The organism is Bacilli bacterium (assembly GCA_036381315.1).
Classification (GTDB): Bacteria; Bacillota; Bacilli; order Paenibacillales; family KCTC-25726; genus DASVDB01.
Genome location: DASVDB010000133.1, coordinates 1 through 19,397 on the forward strand (window position 1 = coordinate 1; position 19,397 = coordinate 19,397).

Annotated in this window: 19 protein-coding genes; all 19 read left to right on the top strand. The window is 53.1% G+C overall.

Annotated features, from left to right (window positions below):
• Positions 1 to 241: 241 nt before the first annotated feature.
• Entirely contained in the window at positions 242 to 778 is a 537-nt protein-coding gene (locus VF260_09760) for a prepilin-type N-terminal cleavage/methylation domain-containing protein (GenBank protein HEX7057463.1), read from the top strand.
• 72 nt (positions 779 to 850) lie between these two features.
• Positions 851 to 1,852, top strand: a complete 1,002-nt coding sequence (gene pilM, locus VF260_09765; GenBank protein HEX7057464.1) for a pilus assembly protein PilM — start codon at positions 851 to 853, stop codon at positions 1,850 to 1,852.
• A gap of 3 nt (positions 1,853 to 1,855) precedes the next feature.
• Positions 1,856 to 2,521 (top strand): hypothetical protein, encoded by a 666-nt coding sequence (locus VF260_09770; GenBank protein ID HEX7057465.1) that lies wholly within the window; start codon positions 1,856 to 1,858, stop codon positions 2,519 to 2,521.
• Entirely contained in the window at positions 2,502 to 3,206 is a 705-nt protein-coding gene (locus VF260_09775; protein ID HEX7057466.1) for a GspMb/PilO family protein, read from the top strand. The genes VF260_09770 and VF260_09775 overlap by 20 nt, the downstream gene beginning before the upstream one ends.
• Positions 3,207 to 3,225: 19 nt before the next feature.
• On the top strand, positions 3,226 to 4,296 hold the full coding sequence (locus VF260_09780) for a type IV pilus twitching motility protein PilT (GenBank protein HEX7057467.1): 1,071 nt from the start codon (positions 3,226 to 3,228) through the stop codon (positions 4,294 to 4,296).
• A gap of 3 nt (positions 4,297 to 4,299) precedes the next feature.
• A complete protein-coding gene (locus VF260_09785) occupies positions 4,300 to 5,490 on the top strand; it encodes an S-layer homology domain-containing protein (protein HEX7057468.1) in 1,191 nt (396 codons plus the stop codon).
• A 27-nt stretch (positions 5,491 to 5,517) separates the two neighbouring features.
• Positions 5,518 to 8,166 (top strand): vWA domain-containing protein, encoded by a 2,649-nt coding sequence (locus tag VF260_09790; protein ID HEX7057469.1) that lies wholly within the window; start codon positions 5,518 to 5,520, stop codon positions 8,164 to 8,166.
• A gap of 55 nt (positions 8,167 to 8,221) precedes the next feature.
• Positions 8,222 to 8,812, top strand: coding sequence for a type II secretion system protein (locus tag VF260_09795; protein HEX7057470.1), 591 nt, complete (start codon positions 8,222 to 8,224; stop codon positions 8,810 to 8,812).
• 5 nt (positions 8,813 to 8,817) lie between these two features.
• On the top strand, positions 8,818 to 9,450 hold the full coding sequence (locus VF260_09800; protein HEX7057471.1) for a prepilin-type N-terminal cleavage/methylation domain-containing protein: 633 nt from the start codon (positions 8,818 to 8,820) through the stop codon (positions 9,448 to 9,450).
• Between the two features lie 21 nt (positions 9,451 to 9,471).
• A complete protein-coding gene (locus VF260_09805) occupies positions 9,472 to 11,235 on the top strand; it encodes a hypothetical protein (protein ID HEX7057472.1) in 1,764 nt (587 codons plus the stop codon).
• Between the two features lie 44 nt (positions 11,236 to 11,279).
• Positions 11,280 to 12,545, top strand: coding sequence for a response regulator (locus tag VF260_09810; protein HEX7057473.1), 1,266 nt, complete (start codon positions 11,280 to 11,282; stop codon positions 12,543 to 12,545).
• Positions 12,546 to 12,558: 13 nt separating this feature from the next.
• Positions 12,559 to 13,326 (top strand): A24 family peptidase, encoded by a 768-nt coding sequence (locus VF260_09815; GenBank protein ID HEX7057474.1) that lies wholly within the window; start codon positions 12,559 to 12,561, stop codon positions 13,324 to 13,326.
• Between the two features lie 88 nt (positions 13,327 to 13,414).
• Complete coding sequence (gene leuB / locus VF260_09820; protein HEX7057475.1) at positions 13,415 to 14,494, top strand: 3-isopropylmalate dehydrogenase; 1,080 nt, start codon at positions 13,415 to 13,417, stop codon at positions 14,492 to 14,494.
• Between the two features lie 173 nt (positions 14,495 to 14,667).
• A complete protein-coding gene (locus VF260_09825) occupies positions 14,668 to 15,216 on the top strand; it encodes a peroxiredoxin (protein HEX7057476.1) in 549 nt (182 codons plus the stop codon).
• A 121-nt stretch (positions 15,217 to 15,337) separates the two neighbouring features.
• Positions 15,338 to 15,718, top strand: coding sequence for a glycine cleavage system protein GcvH (gene gcvH / locus VF260_09830; protein HEX7057477.1), 381 nt, complete (start codon positions 15,338 to 15,340; stop codon positions 15,716 to 15,718).
• A gap of 257 nt (positions 15,719 to 15,975) precedes the next feature.
• Positions 15,976 to 16,401, top strand: a complete 426-nt coding sequence (locus tag VF260_09835) for a hypothetical protein (GenBank protein HEX7057478.1) — start codon at positions 15,976 to 15,978, stop codon at positions 16,399 to 16,401.
• A gap of 135 nt (positions 16,402 to 16,536) precedes the next feature.
• The gene (sigI, locus tag VF260_09840; GenBank protein HEX7057479.1) at positions 16,537 to 17,343 is read left to right on the top strand and encodes an RNA polymerase sigma factor SigI; all 807 of its coding nucleotides are present in this window, start codon (positions 16,537 to 16,539) and stop codon (positions 17,341 to 17,343) included.
• Positions 17,336 to 18,760, top strand: a complete 1,425-nt coding sequence (locus tag VF260_09845) for an anti-sigma factor domain-containing protein (protein ID HEX7057480.1) — start codon at positions 17,336 to 17,338, stop codon at positions 18,758 to 18,760. Before sigI ends, VF260_09845 begins: the two co-directional genes overlap by 8 nt.
• 66 nt (positions 18,761 to 18,826) lie before the next feature.
• Positions 18,827 to 19,397, top strand: a 571-nt coding sequence (locus tag VF260_09850; GenBank protein ID HEX7057481.1) for an HAD family hydrolase, incomplete at its 3' end; no start/stop codon positions are given.

Consider the following 19,397-nt stretch of genomic DNA (forward strand, 5'->3'; position numbering starts at 1 on the left):
ACTTTTACGAAACGGACGTCGACCAAAGCGTTGATCGCCTGAAGTCGGTGCTGGAGCCGCTCATGCTGTTGATCGTCTCCGGTATTGTCGGGATTATCGTAGCGGCGATTATGAGCCCGATGTTCAAGATGTACGAAAACTTCCTGAAATAGTTTGCTTAAAACGTTTGCCGAATGACGGGAAAGGAGGTGAGACCGAATTGCAACAGGCACTAATGAAAAATAGGAAAGGTGGAATTCCCATGAAACTTGCAACCAACGAAGGCGCTTTAACAAGCGCCGGAAAAGTGTTAAAGAATGAAAAGGGCTTGACGCTGATCGAATTACTCGCCGTCATCGTGATTTTAGCCATTATCGCCGCCATCGCCATCCCGTCCATCGGCGGCATTATCGCCAAAACGAAAAAAGAATCGCATCGCGCCAATGCGCAGATGATTCTTGACGCCGCGCGCTATAAAGTTTCCGTGGAAGACTTTAAGCCGGACTCCTCCGGCAATGTGTCGGTAACGTTGCCCGACGGCACGACACAATCGTTACCGGTGGAAACTGTTACATTGAAAACACTTGTGGATGACGGTTTTCTGGAGGCGGCGCCGAAAGACCCGCAGGGCTCCGGCACATATAACGATACATCGACAGTAGTGAAAATTTACCAAAAAACAGATGGGAAGTATGAATACGCGATTACGTTGATCGGCGATTCAACCTACTTCTCGGGTGTTTGGGCGCAAGATGTCAAGACGGCAACCATAGGCTCGTCGCCTGCGCCAACTCCGTAACCGAATAAAAGCGCACAACACCGGCGCCGCAGCCGGTGTTGTGCAAACCTGTCAACAGCCAAAGGAGGCACAATGATGTTTGGGCGCAAGCGAAAAACCCCCTGTTACGGATTGCAGATACTGGATTCGCAGGCCAAAATCGTTGAGCTGGTCTTAAGCCAGCAACGTGTGCGTGTGACGAAGCTGCATACAGCTTCTTTCAGCGGGGAATTGGTCAAGAACGGGAAAATACTGGATGAGGACGCTGTCGCGAAACAGTTAAAAACACATGTCGCACAATTGGGGATTGCCGGCGCCCAGGTTCATCTGACGATTCCCACTTCCAGCATCGTTTTGCGCAGATCCGTGTTCGCCGCGTTGAAAGACCGGGAACTGCGCAATTTGATCGATGTGGAGCTATATGGGGAAGGGCAGTTGCCGTTTAAAAATCCCGTGTTTGATTTCATTCGCCTGGGTGAAGTCAAACCGGCGCAGCCCCGTGAAGACGCCGCCGGCAAAAAATCCGGAGTAGCCGACAAGAAGGAGGAGGTGCTTATTTTCGCCACCCCGCAAGAAGTGGTGGACTCTTATGTCAATGTGGTAAAAGCCGCCGATTTACAGCCGGTGGCGGTCGACTTGGCGCCGCTCGCCTTGTACCGCCTGCTTGTGCGAAGCATGAAACTGGCGGGAGAATTTCCGGCAAAACGATTCATGCTGTTGCTCGCGGAAAGCGACTATGCGGAAATCAGCATTTTTGCCGACGGAATTCCGGTTTTTTTGCGGGCGCTGCCTGTCAACGCTTACAGCGTGCTGGATGCGGACGGCGACAAAACGGAAGTTTACAGCCGCAATTTGGCGATGGAGCTTAGCCGGGTCATCAACTATTACAAATATTCCGTTGCCGGAGACCAGGAGGACATTAAGGATTTGTACTTGCTCGGGGAGCGGGAATTGGCGGAGAAACTGCCCGCCTATCTGGAAGATGTTTGCCCCGGAACCGTTCGAAAACTTCCGATCGGATCGCTCTTGCTGAACGAAGAGCAATTCTATCATTCATATGCCGTGCCGATCGGTCTGGCGATGAAAGGTGCGTAAACGATGAGTGGAACGTGGGAACAAAGCTTTCGCCCGATTGAAATCAATTTGCTCAAGTTGCATGAAGAAAGGCAATCGGCGGCGGGGACGCTGGCCATAGCGGTGCTTGCCGCGGTCGTCATCGGCACGGGCGTTGTCGGTTTTCTCTGGACGGACGCGCATCGTGAAGCGGCTAAGGCGGATAAAGAGATTGCCGCCGTTTCGGCACAGATCGAAAAGGCGGAAGCCGCGGCCAAACAGGCGCCGGCAGCCTCTGCCGGAATCGCCGACTTTATTGCTCTGCCCGATCTGCTGGCATCGTCCAAGCCGCAGCCGACGGAGGTCTTGAACGAGTTGAACAAGCTGCTTCCGCTAGAAGCGGATATTGTGACTTTGCACATGCAGGATAACGGGTCCATCCAGGTAACGGCGATATTTTCGTCGCTGGAAAATGTCATTACGTTTATCCAAAGCGTCAAAGCTTCCGCACATTTCGCGTTGGACGGGATGAGCGGCCTGAATAAACTGAAAAAGCCGGAAAGCCAGGCGGCGTTAAACGCCGGGGCGGCAGATTTGGGCGGCGCCGAGATGACGACGTTATCCCCTGTGAATGTGACATTTGAACTCAGTTACCGCAAGCAATCGGAACAAAAGGAGGGGGGCGCAAGCAATGACGCTGCTAAGCAATAAACGCAACGCAATCGTCGTCGCCATCATTTTCCTGCTTGCGCTGGTGATGGTTTATGTCAATTTCGTGCAGCCCGCACGGGATCAGGCGGCGCAAAAAAAGCGCGATCTTGCGGCCAAAACCGCGATGCTGCAGGCATTGACCAAACAATCGGCGCATAAACAGGAAGCCGATCCAAACAACATGCTGAAATTGCTGCAGGCAAGAGCGCGCATACCCGAACTGCCGTATGAAGAAGAACTGCTCAGGCAATTGCGCATGCTGGAAGTGGTGAGCGGATTGCAAATGTCCGGGTACCAGCTGGAAATCGGCAATTCGCCGCTAGCCAACGGATCAGCTAAAAACGCGGCGGGCGGCGGTTCAACCGCCGACAAGGCGGGGCAGCTTTCCGCCAAAGCGGCCGCTTTGGCGGTGCCGATCCGGATTTCCTTTTCGGTAAGCGGCGATTATGACAAGTTGTACAGATTGCTTGACGAGACGGAAACGGCGAACAGGCTGATCCAGATAAACCAGCTCACTTTTAATGTGCAGCCGCCGAAACAAGTGCAAATTCACGCGTCAAAGCAAACGATCAAGGCGCAATTAAGCTTGACGGCGTATTTTGCGCCCGGATTGGCGCAATATTTCCGCGAGCCGCTGCCGGTTGACTACACGCCGCCGGCAAAGCGCATGAATCCCATTTATTAAGGCGAAAGGGGTCTTGATCATGACACAATCAGCCGCTGCCGCAACGGAAAATTTGTCGATCAAAGATTTGCTCAAATTGTCCTACGAGCGGCATGCCTCCGATCTGCACATTAGCGCCGGACACACGCCGCAGATGCGGTTGCACGGCAAATTGACCAATGCGGCTGACCGCGTCATTTTGCCGGAAGAAAGCATCCGCATGGCGAAGGAAGTGTTGACCGGCGAGCAATTCGAACAGCTGCTGAAGAAAGGCGAAATCGATTTTTCCTTTCAGCTTCCGGGGCTTTGCCGTTACCGGGCCAACGTGTTTCGGCAAAAACGGTTTATCAACATGGCGTTTCGTGTGCTGGCTACCAAAGTGCCGACGCTCGAGCAGCTTCACCTGCCGGCAATCGTAACCGAATTCGCCAGAAAACAACAGGGACTTGTGCTCGTCACCGGACCTACCGGCAGCGGGAAGTCGACCACGTTGGCCGCCATTGTCGATTACATCAACGAAACGCAGCAGAAACATATCATCACGCTGGAAGATCCGATCGAGTATTTGCATGTCAGCAAAAAGAGCTTGATCGCCCAGCGGGAAATCGGCATTGATACGACATCGTTCGCCAACGGACTGCGGGCGGCGCTGCGGCAAGATCCCGACGTCGTGCTGGTCGGCGAAATGCGCGATCTGGAAACGATCCGCACGGCGATCACCGCGGCGGAAACAGGGCATCTCGTGCTGGGCACCTTGCATACTCCGGACGCCCCGCAAACGGTGGATCGGATCATCGACGTGTTTCCGACGGATCAGCAGCGGCAAATTCGCATTCAATTGGCGTCGGTGTTGATCGGCGTGCTGTCGCAACGCCTGATTCCGCGTTGGGACGGGACCGGGCGGGCCATGGCGCTTGAGGTGCTGATCAACACGCCGGCGGTGGCCAACCTGATTCGGCAGGAGAAAATTTACCAGATCAAATCGGTTATTCAAACGAGTCGTCATCTTGGCATGCAGACAATGAAAGCAAGTATCCAGGAATTGGTGGCGGGTGGCGTCGTACATAAAGATGCGATCAAAGAATACGAAATGACCATCGGGGAGGAATGAGAGGTGGCTGGAACGCTTTATCCGCGCGTGGCGAGCGCCGTGCTCGCGTTCGTCATGGCGCTCTTCACGCTGCTTTTGCCTGCGGCAAGCGCCGCGGGACAAGCAACACAGCAAGGCTTGCCGGATTTGGCCGGCAAAAGCGACGAACAACGACAAGCCGCTTACGGCACGTTGACATTTGCCATTGACGACTGGGAAAAAGGCACGATTGTTGCCGAAAAGCCGCTGGCGATTGTGACGTATCGCGGCGGGGCAACAGACGAGGCGGCGGCCAGGCTGTCCGTTTGGACCGGAATCGCCGCGCGGGTGGATGACGATCTCATCACGTTATGGGACGAGCTGTACATTGATCGGAGCGGGAAAGTCATTCGTACGCTGCCGGGTGTGGAACATGGCATTCCGGGCTATTTTGCCGCGGATTCGCAGCTTTCATTCCGCACGGCGCAATACGCGGGCGCGTATCCCTGGGCCGATGTGCCGACAGATCAGGAAGCCAGCCAAACCGGCGCAAAACCGTTTCCGAATGGCGAGGCGGCAAGCGTTTATGGGACGCCGACTGAACTTTCCACGGCGGACGGTTTAATTAAGCCGCTTTCGCTGATTCCGGCAGCCATTCCCGTCAAACCGTATGAGCCGAAGCCGGCGCATATGAAGCCGATCGCGCGCGAACCGCTTGATATCCGTGATCATTGGGCGAGATCGTACATTCTTGATTTGATGGCCAAAGGAATTATAAGCGGTTATGAGGACGGCACTATCCGCCCCAATTTGACGCTTACGCGCGCCGAATTTGTAAAACTGCTTGCGGACGCGCTGCAACTTGAGAAAACGGCAAACATCGTTTATCAGGACACCGAAAACCATTGGGCCAAAAGTTACATCGCCGCCGTCGCCCAGGTCGGTATCGCAAGAGCGGACGAAAGCGGTTTATTCCGCCCGAACGACCCGATTACGCGTCTGGAAATGATGGAGATGCTGCAAAACACCCTGCAGTTGCAAGGAAAACGCGGATCGCAACAGAAAAAGACGTTTACGGACACGAAGGGCCTGACGAAGGCTGAGCTGGACGCTTTGCAAACCGTAACGTCGGCGGGACTTGTCCAGGGATATCAGGACGGGAGCGTGCATCCGCAAGGAAAGCTGAAGCGGGCGGAAGCGTTTGTCGTTATCGCCAAATTGCTTGCCCTGCCATAAGCCATGAATGGAACAAAAGGAGTGGAAATGATGAAAGCGAAACGGCATGTGGTGAAAACCTGTTTTGCCTTTTTTGCCGCGTTGCTGCTAATCGGAACGCTGTTTCCGGCAGCGTCCGCGGAGTCGGCGGAGGCCGCCGGTTGTCTGAATTTAACGGGCAGCGTTGCCGATGGCCAACTCGATATTTACATGAACGACACGATGGAATTGGCCTTTACGGTTACGCCGGGCGGCTCCTATACAACCAGCGTGCAGCGTCCGCCGGCGGACATTTCGCTCGTTCTTGACGTATCGGGAAGCATGGACTTCTCCAACGAAGACGGGCGTTTGACACCGACGCGGATGGATTCATTGCAAGATGCTTCCAAGCATTTGCTGGACAAACTGGCCAGCGTGCATCTGGGCGACCGGGTCGGGATCATCAAATTTTCCTATGATGCCGAAAAAGTGGCCGACCTCACCACAAACTATACCTACTTGAAGGAAAAAATCGACCGATTGCGCGCAAACGGCTCGACCAATATTGATTATGGGCTGACGTTGGCGCACGAAATGTTGAAAAAAAGCGAAAACAGCAAAAAAATTGTCATTCTCGTTACGGACGGATATGCCAACGCGTATGTTACCGATAGCGGAAAAATCAGAACCAACAGCCTGAAAACGGCGAGACAGGAAGCGGAATACTCGGCGCTGCGGCTAAAAGGCGACGGCGCGGTCGTTTATACCGTCGCATTGGGAAAAGCGGGCGCGAGCGACGTCGATCACGAGTTGTTGGAAAATATCGCGAATTCGACAAACGGCGTCAAGTACGATGCCAGTTCCACGGAAGATCTGGAGAGCGTGTTTGATTCGATCACGCGGCAAATTCAGCAGGACGGCGCGCTTTCATCCATTGTAATCAGCGAACCGCTGCCGCCGGGGTTTATTCTGGCCGACGGCAATCCGCCGGAAGTAAGCGAAGAAAATGGCAAACTGCTCATCCGTCTGGCGGATATTGCCTACCCATTTGACGAAAATCCGGAACAAACGATTACGGTCAAATTGAAGCAATCCAATTTTTCCGGAGAGTATGGTTTTGCCGATGCGACATTGTCCTATCTTGATGCCTGCGCGGTGCAGCAAACCGGAACGATACCGGTCAATGTTACCGTGTCGGTGGTCGGAAGCGTGACGGACATTTACGGCAACCGTTATGTCGGCAGCGGTACAGGCGAAGTCACCCGCTACCGGCTGGGGGATATGAGCAAGCCGCAATGGCGCATCAAAGCGGTGAACTCGCCGGTAACAAGCATCACATTTGACGATCCCGAAAATACGATTGTCAGGGTGGGTTACCAAAACGGCGATGTGCGCGTTTTTGATTTGAAGCCATCGGCGCCCGACGTAACGGTAACCGACAATCATGGCGCGGCTATCGCCGCGACCGACGCGGGGTGGCACCAGGGACCGGCTGCGATCGCGGCGGAAAATTCGCATAACCGCTTGCCTGCGGACACGGAATATCTGAACGATGATTTTACCGCGAATTATATCACCGGTTACCAATATCGCACCAAACAGGCGGACGGAACATGGGGCAACTGGTTTGTCGTTTCGTCATTAAACAACATTACGGAATCGCGGCAAAATCTTGAAATCCAGGCGGCGGCGTTAACGGACGCAATCAGCGGCGATCCGAACATTCTTTTCGGCGGCGAAGCCGCAACGCGAACCGTATCGCTGGACGGCGTAAAACCCGAGGTGCCGACGGTAACGGCCAGCTTTTTGCCGGTATACAAAAAGTACCGCTACGAGGTAACCAATGTGGATGACGCGCACAGCGGCGTCACGACCAACGCGTCGGGGGAAAAGACGTTCACGCTGTCAATCAACGGCGCAAGTTCAACGAAATCCGCCAGCGATAACAGTTTTGCCGCCACCGACGCGGATATTTCCGCAGGAAATGTAACGATTACGGTGACGGACAACGTGGGCAACAGCCTTACCAAGACCGTGACGGAAAAACCGGTAGACGGAACGGGACCGGCCATTGTGTTCGACCCGAATGCCGTGGCCAATCCGGCGACAGATCCGACGCTTGAAGTCAAAGCGCAAGAAAACACGAGCTTCGTATATGCGGTGCATATTTATGTGGACGGCGTTGAAGTGCCGATCACGCAAAAGGCGCCCGCGCAATCGGTTGCTTATTCGTTTCAGCTGAGCCAGGCGATACCCGATAACGCCGGCTTGAGCGATCCCAAGAGTCCGCGATACGGCTGGCATCAATTGCGGGTGCAGGCGGAAAATGTCGCCGGAGAGATAAGCGAGAAAAGTTTCGCCTTCAAGGTGAATCCCGGTCCATACGCGGAACTGTCGGTAAGCGACACGGGCGTTTCCGACGAGCCGGTGACCGTAAGCCTTGTGAATGTGCGCGACATACCCGTTCCGGCCAAAAAGATTGGCGGCGTGGACAAACCGGCGGTGAAAGTAACGCAAATGTATTACGAAATAGTCCCCGACAGCCCGCTATCCGATCCAGAGGGGCATACGTTTACGAAAAAGTTGGGAGCCAAGCAATTGAAAGTATCCGCCGCCGGAACGAATTATGTGTATGTCATGCTGGTCGACGAAGACGGCAACAAGTTTGTGACGGAGCCCGCCGTAGTGAAGATCGACTACAATCAGAAGAAATATTAACGGCGCCTGACGAGGCAAGTTTCCTGCGGAAAACTTTTAAGGGAGATGAACGTGCATGCAATCGTGGAAGCGATGGCAACGATATCCGGCAGACATGGCCGCCAAACTGCGCCGCGATGAGCGAGGCCTCTCCCTGGTGGAAATTTTGGTGGCGGTTACGATCATGGCGGTAATCAGTACGATGATTGTCGGCTATTTCATTTCCGCATTGGATCGCTCCGCTGATGAAAACCGGAGAATCATCGCCGCCAACCTTGCCCGCTTGAAAGCGGCGGAAATGCGCCGGCTGTTTCAGGAAGACGCCAACTACAGCGTATTAAAAGCGTCGTTTACCGCAGCCGACCAATACGTGATCGGAAGTTATTCCGACGCGCCTGCCGCGGTTGCCGCCGTTATGCAGCCAAATCATACGCTTGATCCGGCGGAAATCAACGGCACAACTTACCGTTACGAAATTACGTTTGACAACCGTGACGCCGCCGGAACGCGCAAAAATGATCTGGAGACGCAAATAACGTCCGCCGAAGGCACCGACCCCTATATGATTCGGATGCTGGTAACCGTCGACTGGTCGGACGGGCCATCGGCGGCTCCTTTGCGCGGAACTTCCACAACCGTCGACACATATGTGGTCAAAAAGAGGTAGACGAAATGTACGGGAAACTCGTGAAACAGACCAAGGCTGCGCGAAAAATGCCGCAATCGCCGGGCAATGAGCATGGGCTTACCGTTATTGAACTGTTGACGGCGCTCTTATTGCTAGGCATGGTGGCCAGCATTCTTTATTCCTTTTTGCTGATGGGGCTGTCCATGTACAAACGGGTTACGGTCGAGACGCAGATGCGCAACCAGGGCGATGCGCTGTTCAGCCGGATTATCACCGAATTAAAGGATACCATCTATGTGAAGCAGGGATCATCGGACAAGGAAATCGTGTATGTGAAACGGGCCGTAAACAGCGACGGCTCCCCGGATACGGAAAATTACGTGGCAAAATACGCCATGGCCATTGAAAACGTTGACAATCCCGCGATATTGTCGGTTCCGTACGGCATTTCGATATACCATGTCAATCCTGACGGAACGCGCGGCGCTTTGCTGAAAAAGCTTGCGTTGACCAATGATTTTACGATCGACCGCACCGCTTCATCGCTGCTCATGATCAGCCAGGATATGGTCGAAGTGAAGCTCGAATACGGCAGGACGGATAGCTTGACGGCTTTGGCCGCGGAAAGCCCGGACTTGACCATTGACATGAAAATTCCGCTGTTCCGCATCGATTAATTTTGCAGGGGGGGCGTGTTCTTGCCAAAGCGAAATCCGATTCAATCCGAACAGGGCGCGGCTCTCGTTATCGCCCTCTTGGCCGTCGTCGTAATGACGATGTTTGGCATCATCTTATTGCAAGTGTTGCGCGGCTCAATGGTCCAGGCCACCTCTTCGGAAGCGGCGGTGCAAGCCGAGGCGAACGCGCAGCGCGGCATCGACGATGCGTTGGCCCTGATCCGCAACGCGGTGGAACGCGGCAATGCGGAAGGCGCCGATTACCGCGATAAAATCGCCCGGGCAAACGATTATCTGGATCGCGTAAAGGCTTATATCGCAAGCGGTTCGCCCGTAAACGCCAAGCGTGGAACCTACGAAATCGCGGTCGAAGAAGACACGGGCAACTACGCTTCTTTAACCGCAAGCCCGATCACCGTTCCGGACTTCCCGTATGTCAGAATGTTCACCATTAAAGCAACGGGGAAAATTGCCAATCATCCGGGAGGAATCGCCGCAAAGCGGATGCGGGTAATCGTGAGCACGATCAATCCCGTTTTTCGCTATCCGTTGTCGGCGGACAACAATATTACGCTTAACGGGTCTCCGTATATCGTAGGCGATGTGCTTGCCCGGGACGGAAATGTCGCGGTATCGGATGTGGCTGTTTTTACGGGGTTGCCCGGCACCAAATACGGCAAAAAAACCGATTATCCCTCCGTCAAGGGGTTTATCAACTACGGCGGAGAAATTGTCGAATATGTTCCCGGGACAACCACGGTCGACCGGCACAGCGGTGATGTCGACGAAACCTTTTTCTCCAAGGCAGTGCCGCTTCGGGATAAGCAGTTGGCCGCCGGGGAACCGGTGGCCGCCGCCGATTACGTTTCCGCAAAGCTGACGGAAATGGCCGAAAAAGTGGACGCGGCGACGAGTCCGTTTGACGAAAACGTGAACTCCGGCGATTTGTTTGGCGCGTCGCTCGGCTCCAGCCTGGGCGCCGTGATCGGCCATAGCGTCAAATATGAAGATTTGTGGGTTACGGTGCAGGGCAATTTGACGCTAGACAATCCGGCCGGTTTGAGCGATTTCGCCGTCAAAGACGGAGTGCTGCGGCTTCTTCCCGGAGCAAACTTTCAGTTGCACCATGGCTCGCTCTATATTTCGTACAACGATCCCAATGTGGTTGCCGCCGATTTGTCCGGCGCGCTCGCGGTAGATCCCGGATGGTCGGTTGTCATTAACGGCAACTGTACGTTGAACGACGGTTTTTACTTTGCCGGCAACATGTATATTAAAGGCGACCTGAAGGTTGTCGGGAGCATCAATATCGATGGCACGATTTACGTCGACGGGGGCGTGGAATTGAAGCAAATGACCGCCATTAACGATTCCGTGGCCAAACCGTTGATCATCGTGGCGACCAGGACGTTCGATTTTTCCGACAACATAAGCGCGAACAGCTTGCGCGCGTTTTTCTACGCAAATGAAGATATCAACCTGCGCGGCGTTTTGTCCAAAATAAAAATTTACGGCGGCGTACACGGCAACAATGCCATTTTGAATGCGGTGCGGGAAGATTTTGCAAATCCTCCGACCGATCCGGCCTATATCGAGTATGACCCGCCGATCGGCGCAACCGAACCGACATCGTTTATGTTCACGATGGGCCAGACCAACCTGGCGGCCGAGCAGTCCAAACTGCAAATTTTTTACGACAGCAAGCTTTACTCCGATCCGCCGGTCGGGATACCGACGACAAGCGAGGTGAGCGTTTTTGTCAAGGAAATCGATACGGTGAAGTGATGGTGTGATGAAGCCTAATTTGCCAAGAGAGGAGGAGAACGGAGATGTCATTGAGAGTATTGGTCGTGGATGATACGAAATTCATGCGGGCCATGTTGAAGGATATTCTCGTCCAATTCGGATACGAGGTGATCGGCGAGGCGGAAAACGGCAAACAAGGGGTGCAGATGTACGACAGCCTGCGGCCCGATATTGTGCTGATGGATATTTCCATGCCGGAAAAAGACGGGATTTCCGCATTAAAAGACATGCTCGCGATCGATCCGGACGCCGTCATCCTGATTTGTTCCGGGATGAGCCAGCAAGATCTGATTTCCGAGGCGATGAAAGCGGGGGCAAAAGGTTACGTGATGAAGCCGTTCAAGCAGAATAAAATTCTGGAAGTCATTACGCGTTACGCAATGCCTTTCATCGAGCAGAAAAAATTGCCGGCGGACGAGCCGCCAATTGGCGACGAACCTGCGCCCAATGCCGCGGATGCGGCCGTTGCGGACGCCGGGGCGATTGCCCAGACGGATGAAGCGGATGCCATCATGGTCGCGGAATCGCCCATGATTTCGGCATTGCTGGATACGGAACCGGATACAAGCAATGATGAACTGCCGGAGTTGGCAACGGAGGCGGCGGATTTGCCGCCGATAGAAGATGCCGCGACGCTTCAGCCGGACTGGACGGAAACATTAACGGAAGAAACGATGGGAGAAACGTTGGCAGAAGAAACATTAGTGGAAGAATCGTTAGTAGGGGAAACTGCAATGGAAGAAACTTTGGCGGAAGAAACGTTAGTGGAAGAAACGTTAACCGCGGCGGAAGCGGAAGAACAAGCGGAAGAACAAGCGGAAGAGATGATTGTGCCGGCTAAAGAGCAGGCGGAAGAGATTACTGCGCAGACGGAAATCGCCAATGCGGAGGAAGCGGTCGCGGCAACCGGCACGCTGGAAGAGTTGTTTGCGCGGACGATGCGGCAACTGGTGGAAAAGAACCGGAAAATTTTGGAGAAAGGCACGTCCATCCCGCCGTCCGGCGCGAAAGTTATTAATCTGTTTAGGAGTGATGCAGGCGTGAAAGATTTTATCAGCAGCTATACTTGCCGTTGGAAAGAAGAAGTGGACGGGAATGCGATCGGCTATCTGGTAACATACACGGAAGGAGACAATAAAATATCCATCGAAACCGTTGGCGGCAATAACAATGAAGAAGGAATGCCCCTGACATACGACAGCCTGAAAAATTTGTTGACATGGTTGGAGCCGAAATTGGCGATCACGAACAACCACGGCAAAGAATTGGGCAAAAAGGCGGAAATGTGAGGAATAGCAGGCAATGCACATCGTGGAAAGCGTATTTTTATTCCTGTTGGGGGCCTCTTTCGGCTCGTTTTTCAATGTTGCCGGAATGCGGATTCCCGCCGGCAAATCGGTGGTGCGCCCGCATTCCGCATGCAATGAATGCGGCGAACAAATCAGGGGGGCAGATCTTCTCCCGATAGCGGGGTGGCTCATGCAGCGCGGCAGATGCCGCCACTGCGGCTCGCGGATTTCGCCCCTGTATTTGCTGAGCGAGGTGGCCACGGGGGCGGCCTTCGCGATTTTGCCGCATGTCATCAGCGATTGGCGGGAGCTTACGGTTGGCTACCTGCTCGTCTCCTTGCTTGCCGTTCTGACCGTCAGCGATCTTACATATCGGCTTCTCCCGAATAAGATCGTCTTTCCGGCAATGCTTGCGTTTTTATTGCTTCGGATATTCGTTCATCCGCTGCCGTTTTGGGAGTATATGGTCGGTTTTGTTGTCGGCGGCGGGATGCTGTACGCCGTATCGTTGGGCGCGGTGCTGCTCAAAAAGCCGGCCATGGGCGGCGGCGATATCAAATTGATGGCGCTTTTGGGCATGATTTTGGGAGGAAAACTTGTTTTGCTCGCGATTCTCATCTCCGCATTGACCGGGACACTTACCGGCATGTTCCTAATCGCGTGCAAAATCATTGACCGCCGGACATTTATCCCGTTCGGGCCGTTCATCGCGTTGGGCGGCTTCTTGTCGTTTTTGGTCGGAGAACCGGTTATCGCCTGGTATTTGGGTTTATTTTTATAAAATTGTTCCGCCATTTCTTTGAACAAAACCGCCAAATATGATAAAACAGTATGTATGTGATAGCGTTCCTTAAAGGAGTGAACTTATTTTGGCGGATACGAAAAAGATCGCAATCATCGCCGGCGACGGGATCGGTCCCGAAGTCGTGGCGGAAGCGGAAAAAGTTTTGCGAAAAACGGAAAGCTTGTTTGGATACAAATTTGTTACGGAGCATGGTTTGTTCGGTGGCATCGCCATCGATAAAACAGGCACGCCGCTGCCGGAAGACACATTGGCCATGTGCAAAAACGCCGATGCGGTATTGTTGGGTGCGGTCGGCGGCCCGAAATGGGACAACAATCCGAAAGAATTGCGCCCGGAAACGGGTTTGCTGGGCATTCGCAAGGCGCTTGGATTATTCGCCAACATTCGGCCGGCGGTTGTGTTCGATTGCCTGAAAGAAGCTTCGACTTTGAAGCCGGAAGTGTTGGCCGGAACGGACCTGATCGTTGTGCGGGAATTGACCGGCGGCATCTATTTCGGCGATAAATACCGCAAACAGACCGAACAAGGCGAAATGGCGGTCGATACGTGCGCTTATCATGTATTTGAAGTTGAGCGGATCGTCCGCAAGGCGTTTGAAATCGCCATGAAACGGCGGAAAAAGCTTGCTTCGGTCGACAAGGCAAACGTGCTGGAAAGTTCCCGGCTGTGGCGGGAAACCGTCAACCGGATCGCCCCCGATTATCCTGAAGTGGAATTGGAACATGTTTTGGTGGACAACTGCGCCATGCAATTATTGCGTCGTCCTTCCAGCTTTGACGTGATTGTGACGGAAAACATGTTCGGTGACATTTTAAGCGATGAAGCGGCCATGCTGACCGGGTCGATCGGCATGCTGTCGTCCGCTTCCCTGGGCGAGGGCAGTTTCGGCTTGTACGAGCCGGTGCATGGTTCCGCTCCGGACATTGCCGGGCAGGGAATCGCCAATCCGATCGCGACGATTTTATCGGTAGCGCTGCTCTTTCGCCTCACCTTCGGTTATGAAGACGCGGCGAACTCCATTGAAAAAGCCGTCAAACAAGTGCTCGACGCCGGCCATCGCACGGCCGACATCGCGACAGACAAGAGCAAAGCCGTCGGCACCGCGGAAATGGGCAATCTGATCTGCGACGCGATGACGGCCTGAATAGTCAGGGAATCTCTCCGTGACCTTATTAATAATTACTTTAATAAGATAATCATTATTGACACTCGCTTGCCATGATGCTACGATAATAATGGTCCATTTTCAAATGTTTAGAAAAGAAGGCCCTATGGCAAAACTATAATGATGAACAGATATGGAGGAGGCAATTGGCTATGGCAGAAAGATTGGTCGGCAAAAAGGCGCCCGATTTCACGATGGAAACGGCTCTCGGCAACGGGCAGGACTTCGGGAACGTTTCACTATCCGACTATAAAGGAAAATGGTTGGTATTGTTCTTTTACCCGCTTGATTTTACCTTTGTTTGTCCGACGGAAATTACCGCTTTAAGCGATTCGTACGCGGTATTTAAAGATCTTGACGCCGAAATTCTCGGCGTAAGCGTAGACAGCAAATTTTCGCATCGGGCCTGGATCAATACCTCCCGCGACAGCAACGGATTGGGCAAGTTGAATTTCCCGTTGGCGTCCGACATTACCAAAAAAACCGCTTCCGATTACGGCGTGTTGATTGAAGATGAAGGCGTCGCGCTGCGCGGCTTGTTCATTATTGATCCGGAAGGCACGGTAAAATATCAGGTCGTCAACCACAACGATATCGGCCGCAGCGTCGATGAAACGTTGCGCGTGCTGCAAGCCTTGCAATCAGGCGGCTTGTGTCCGGTAAACTGGAAGCCCGGCGAGAAACATCTCGTCGCAAAATAAGTTTGCGCTTTGTATGCGGCAAATCCGTCCCTGCTGTCTGCCGCCAGGCAGGCGGGAGGGACTTTTGGCTTTTATGCAAAAAAAGGGTATAATTAGCGATAAAAACTGGAGGGTTTGTTGCATGCACGCACCGGCAAATTTGAAGTACAGTGAAGATCACGAATGGGCAAAAGTGGAAAACAATCGCGTTACGGTAGGCATCACCGATTTTGCGCAAGCGGAGTTGGGAGATATTGTTTTTGTCGAGCTGCCGCAAGTTGGCGATACCGTCACCTTGGGCGAGCCGTTCGGCAGCGTGGAATCGGTGAAAACCGTTTCGGAGCTGTATGCGCCGGTAACGGGAAAAGTTGTGGCCGTCAACGCGTCGCTTTCGGAATCGCCGGAGAAGGTCAACTCGTCTCCGTATGAAGACGGCTGGATGATTGTCGTGGAGGCGGAAAATCCGTCCGAGCTTGATCAGTTGTGGGATGCCGAAAAGTATACGGCCACTTACGACGTCTGAAATTCCCTGTTCGTTTCAACAGTCTGGACCGCCCGGCGGGCGGTTTTTTTTCTTGATGAACAGCTGCTTCGTGCCGCCGATACCGAATACGCGGACCGTTATGAAGGGTATCGTCAGTTTGTGTCATTTTTACGCGAACACTAGGATATGGATGAAAATATGCGGAAGATGACAAATTGGCAAAAGATTATTAAAGGAATTTGCCCATCTTTATGCGAATATAGGATATATATCGACCGAGTGGGGAGGAAGCGAGTATGAGTTTTTGCTGCGGAGCGAGCATGATCGGCACCAAAGGAACCTTGAAGCATATTCGGACGCAGATTCATAATGTGCCCCTGCTGTTTTGCCCTGTTTGCCACCGGGTGGAAGTTCACTATATGGCGGAAAACGAATATGAGATTTTGGCTGAATTTGCCCATAACGACGGCGCTGCGGAAATTAATTTTGAAGATTACGTGGACTATCGCGAAAGCGATCAACTGTTTGAGAACTGTGTGAACAACGAAGACGAGGCGCCGCAGGAAGTGATCCAGAATCAAATCGATATGTCCCTGGATCTGTTTCAGGTGGCCAAACAATTGCAGGACGAGGATTGGCAAAAACAGTTGTTGAAGCGGCTGAAAGTATTAAGTGAACGAAAGAGCCGGCTGATGCAAAAACGCCGGAAAGAGGCAAGATGACTTTTTGACCAGTCGGTGCGAAAGCGCGCTTTTGGCACATTAGCCTTAAGACGCGCTTTTTTTCGTTTGGTATAATAGGGCTACCCCCGCATTTGCTTAACGAAAGTTCGAAAAATTTGGTGAGAGGTGGAACGGTTGCTACTCGTCTTGTTCAAACGTTTTTTAGGAAAACGCGAGTTTCACCATCCCGCCGACGGCGACAGGATGTCTCTCGAGGTGAAGCTCTCCCGGATCCGGCAAGGGGACGTCCGCCTGCGAAACCAGGTGATAGCCGATTACCAGCCATACATTGCGAAAGTGACCAGCAAATTTTGCAAACGGTACATCGATCCGGCCCGCGATGACGAGTTCAGTGTCGCGCTGGACGCATTTAACGAAGCAATCAACAAGTTTTCCGCGGAAGCCGGCGCGTCGTTTTTAAGCTTTGCCGAAACGGTGATTCGCAGACGGCTGATCGACTATATCCGCAAGGAGCAGCGATTTTCCCGCCAGGTTCCATACAGCGCTTTTGAAGTTGAAGATGATGAAGATTCGTTCGTAAATCCGGTGGAAATTGCGCAGTCGCTGGAACGGTACAAAGCGGAACAGAACGTCGCGGCGCGAAGATTGGAAATCGAAGAATTGAGCGCAAGCCTGGCCCAATACGGCATTTCGTTTCAGGAGCTCGTGCGCATATCGCCCAAACATTCCGATTCGCGCAGGCTCCTGGTGCAGATTGGCTCGATCTTGTCGAACAATGACGAATTGCTAAGCCAATTACGGAACAAAAAAATGCTGCCAATAAAAGAGTTGTTGGAAAAAGTCGATATATCCCGAAAAACATTGGAACGCCATCGCAAGTACATCATTGCGATCGCTCTGATCGACAGCGGACCCTATCCGCATTTGCAAAATTATTTACATACGGACGGCGGCCAACAAGGAGGCGAGGAAAATGAATAGAGGCATCGTGATGGAAATGGGCAAAAGGCATCTGGTTGTCCTGACGCCGGATGGGCGATTTTTGCGCATACCCCGTAAGGAGCGCGTTATCCGCATCGGGGAAGAAATCGATCTGCCGGTATTGCGGCGCCGTTCGCTTTCCGCAACCTCCATCCGTTATGGGGTGGCTGCCGCGGCGATTTTTTCCATCATCCTGTTTACCGCGTTTGGCATGTTTGCCGGCGGGCAGTCGGCTGTGGCCTATGTCACCATTGATATTAATCCCAGCGTTGAACTGGGCGTCGATAACAATCAGAATGTCGTTGAAGGAAGGGGCTTGAACGAAGACGGCGAAAATTTGCTGTCCGGTTTTGCTTTTCGCGGAAAGCCTCTGGTCGATGTTACGGAGGCGTTGATCAGCAAGGCGCAGGAACTGCAGTTGATTCCGACCGATGAGGCGGATATCGTCATTTCCAGCACGGTCGTTAGCGACAAGACGAAAATAAACGACGCCGCATTGGCGAATACCGTGAAAGAACGGGTCAGCCGGACGATTAACGCGCATCCGGAACACGCGCCCGAAAAGCTTGTCGTCGCGGCGCTGCCGGTGCCCAGGGAATTGCGGGAAGAAGCCAAAAAGAAAGGCATCTCTCCCGGCAAAATGGCGCTTAATTTGATTGACCAAAAACAGGAGCCCGCTCCCGCGTCACCCGACGCATCGTCCGGCACGAACGGAAACAGTGCGGCTAAGAGCCCGCAGTCCGATGATAAGCGCCTGTCGCCCAAAAAAGTGGAGCAATTGCTGGAACTGCAGCGGAAACAGAAAAATAATCCGGAGAAAGTAAAGCAACTGTTGAAAGAATGGGTTCAGGAAAACAAGGAGCAAACCGCAAAAGGCAACGACAGCGAAAAAGACATCGGGCGGCAGCGCAAAGTCGACCCGAAAGCCGTTCATGAGCGGATGAACCAAAATAACCAACAAGACGGACACCACCATGAACGTGCGAAGCCCAATGAGCAAGCCAAGCGACATGACGAAGAGCGCCGCGGCGACAAGACAGACGGCCGCGACGATAATAAGCAATCCGCCAAACCGGATAAAGATGACAAATCCCCTGACAGGCAGCAACAATCCGGATGGGAGCGGGGGGGAGCGCGCAAGCAGCCGAAAGAAAAGCAAAACAAAGGCGGCGCGGACAGCGTGAAGCGGGAGGACGATAAGCGAAGCGGCGACCGCGGCGAAAATCGCAACGACAACCGCGGCGATAATCGCTATGGCAATTACGACGACAATCGCTATAACGATCGCAATGATCGAAACGGAAATGGCGAATTTAACAGACGGGAAAAAAACCGCCGCGAGGACCAATCGCGCGATTTTCGCGATCATCGCTTTGAATCGTTCAGCAGTTGGCTGGACCAAGTCGTCGGTCATTAGAATCGGCGGCATCTAAAGACCGCAGCCGCTCTTTGTGCTATAATGCTAGCACAAGGAGTGAGCGCAATGAACAGACAAACCATCTTGTTCGATTTGGACGATACATTGATCTATTGCAATAAATATTTTATGGCGGTGATCGAACGATTCGCCGTTATGATGAGCGGCTGGTTTGCCGGGTACGGTTTTACGCCAAAAGATTTCAAACGGACGCAAAAGCGGTTGGATCTTGCCGGAGTAAAGGCGCATGGATTCGTTAAAGAGCGTTTTCCGCAATCGCTCGTCGAGACTTACGATTATTATTCCGCACGCGCGGGCAGGAAAAAAAGCGGGGAAGAAGCCCGCCGGTTGTTTGAACTCGGATTGTCCGTCTATGAGCAGAATATTGAATTCTATCCGCACATGGAACAGACGTTGACCGCTTTGCAAGCGAATGGCCATGACCTGATCCTGTATACGGGCGGGGACGAAAATGTGCAGCGGGCGAAAGTGAAGAAGGGGAGATTGGAGCGTTTTTTTGCCGAAAAGATTTATGTGGCGCCATATAAAACCACAGATGATCTGCAGCGGATTTTGCAATTGGAAAACCTGCGGCGCGAATCGACCTGGATGGTCGGCAATTCGGAGCGCACCGATA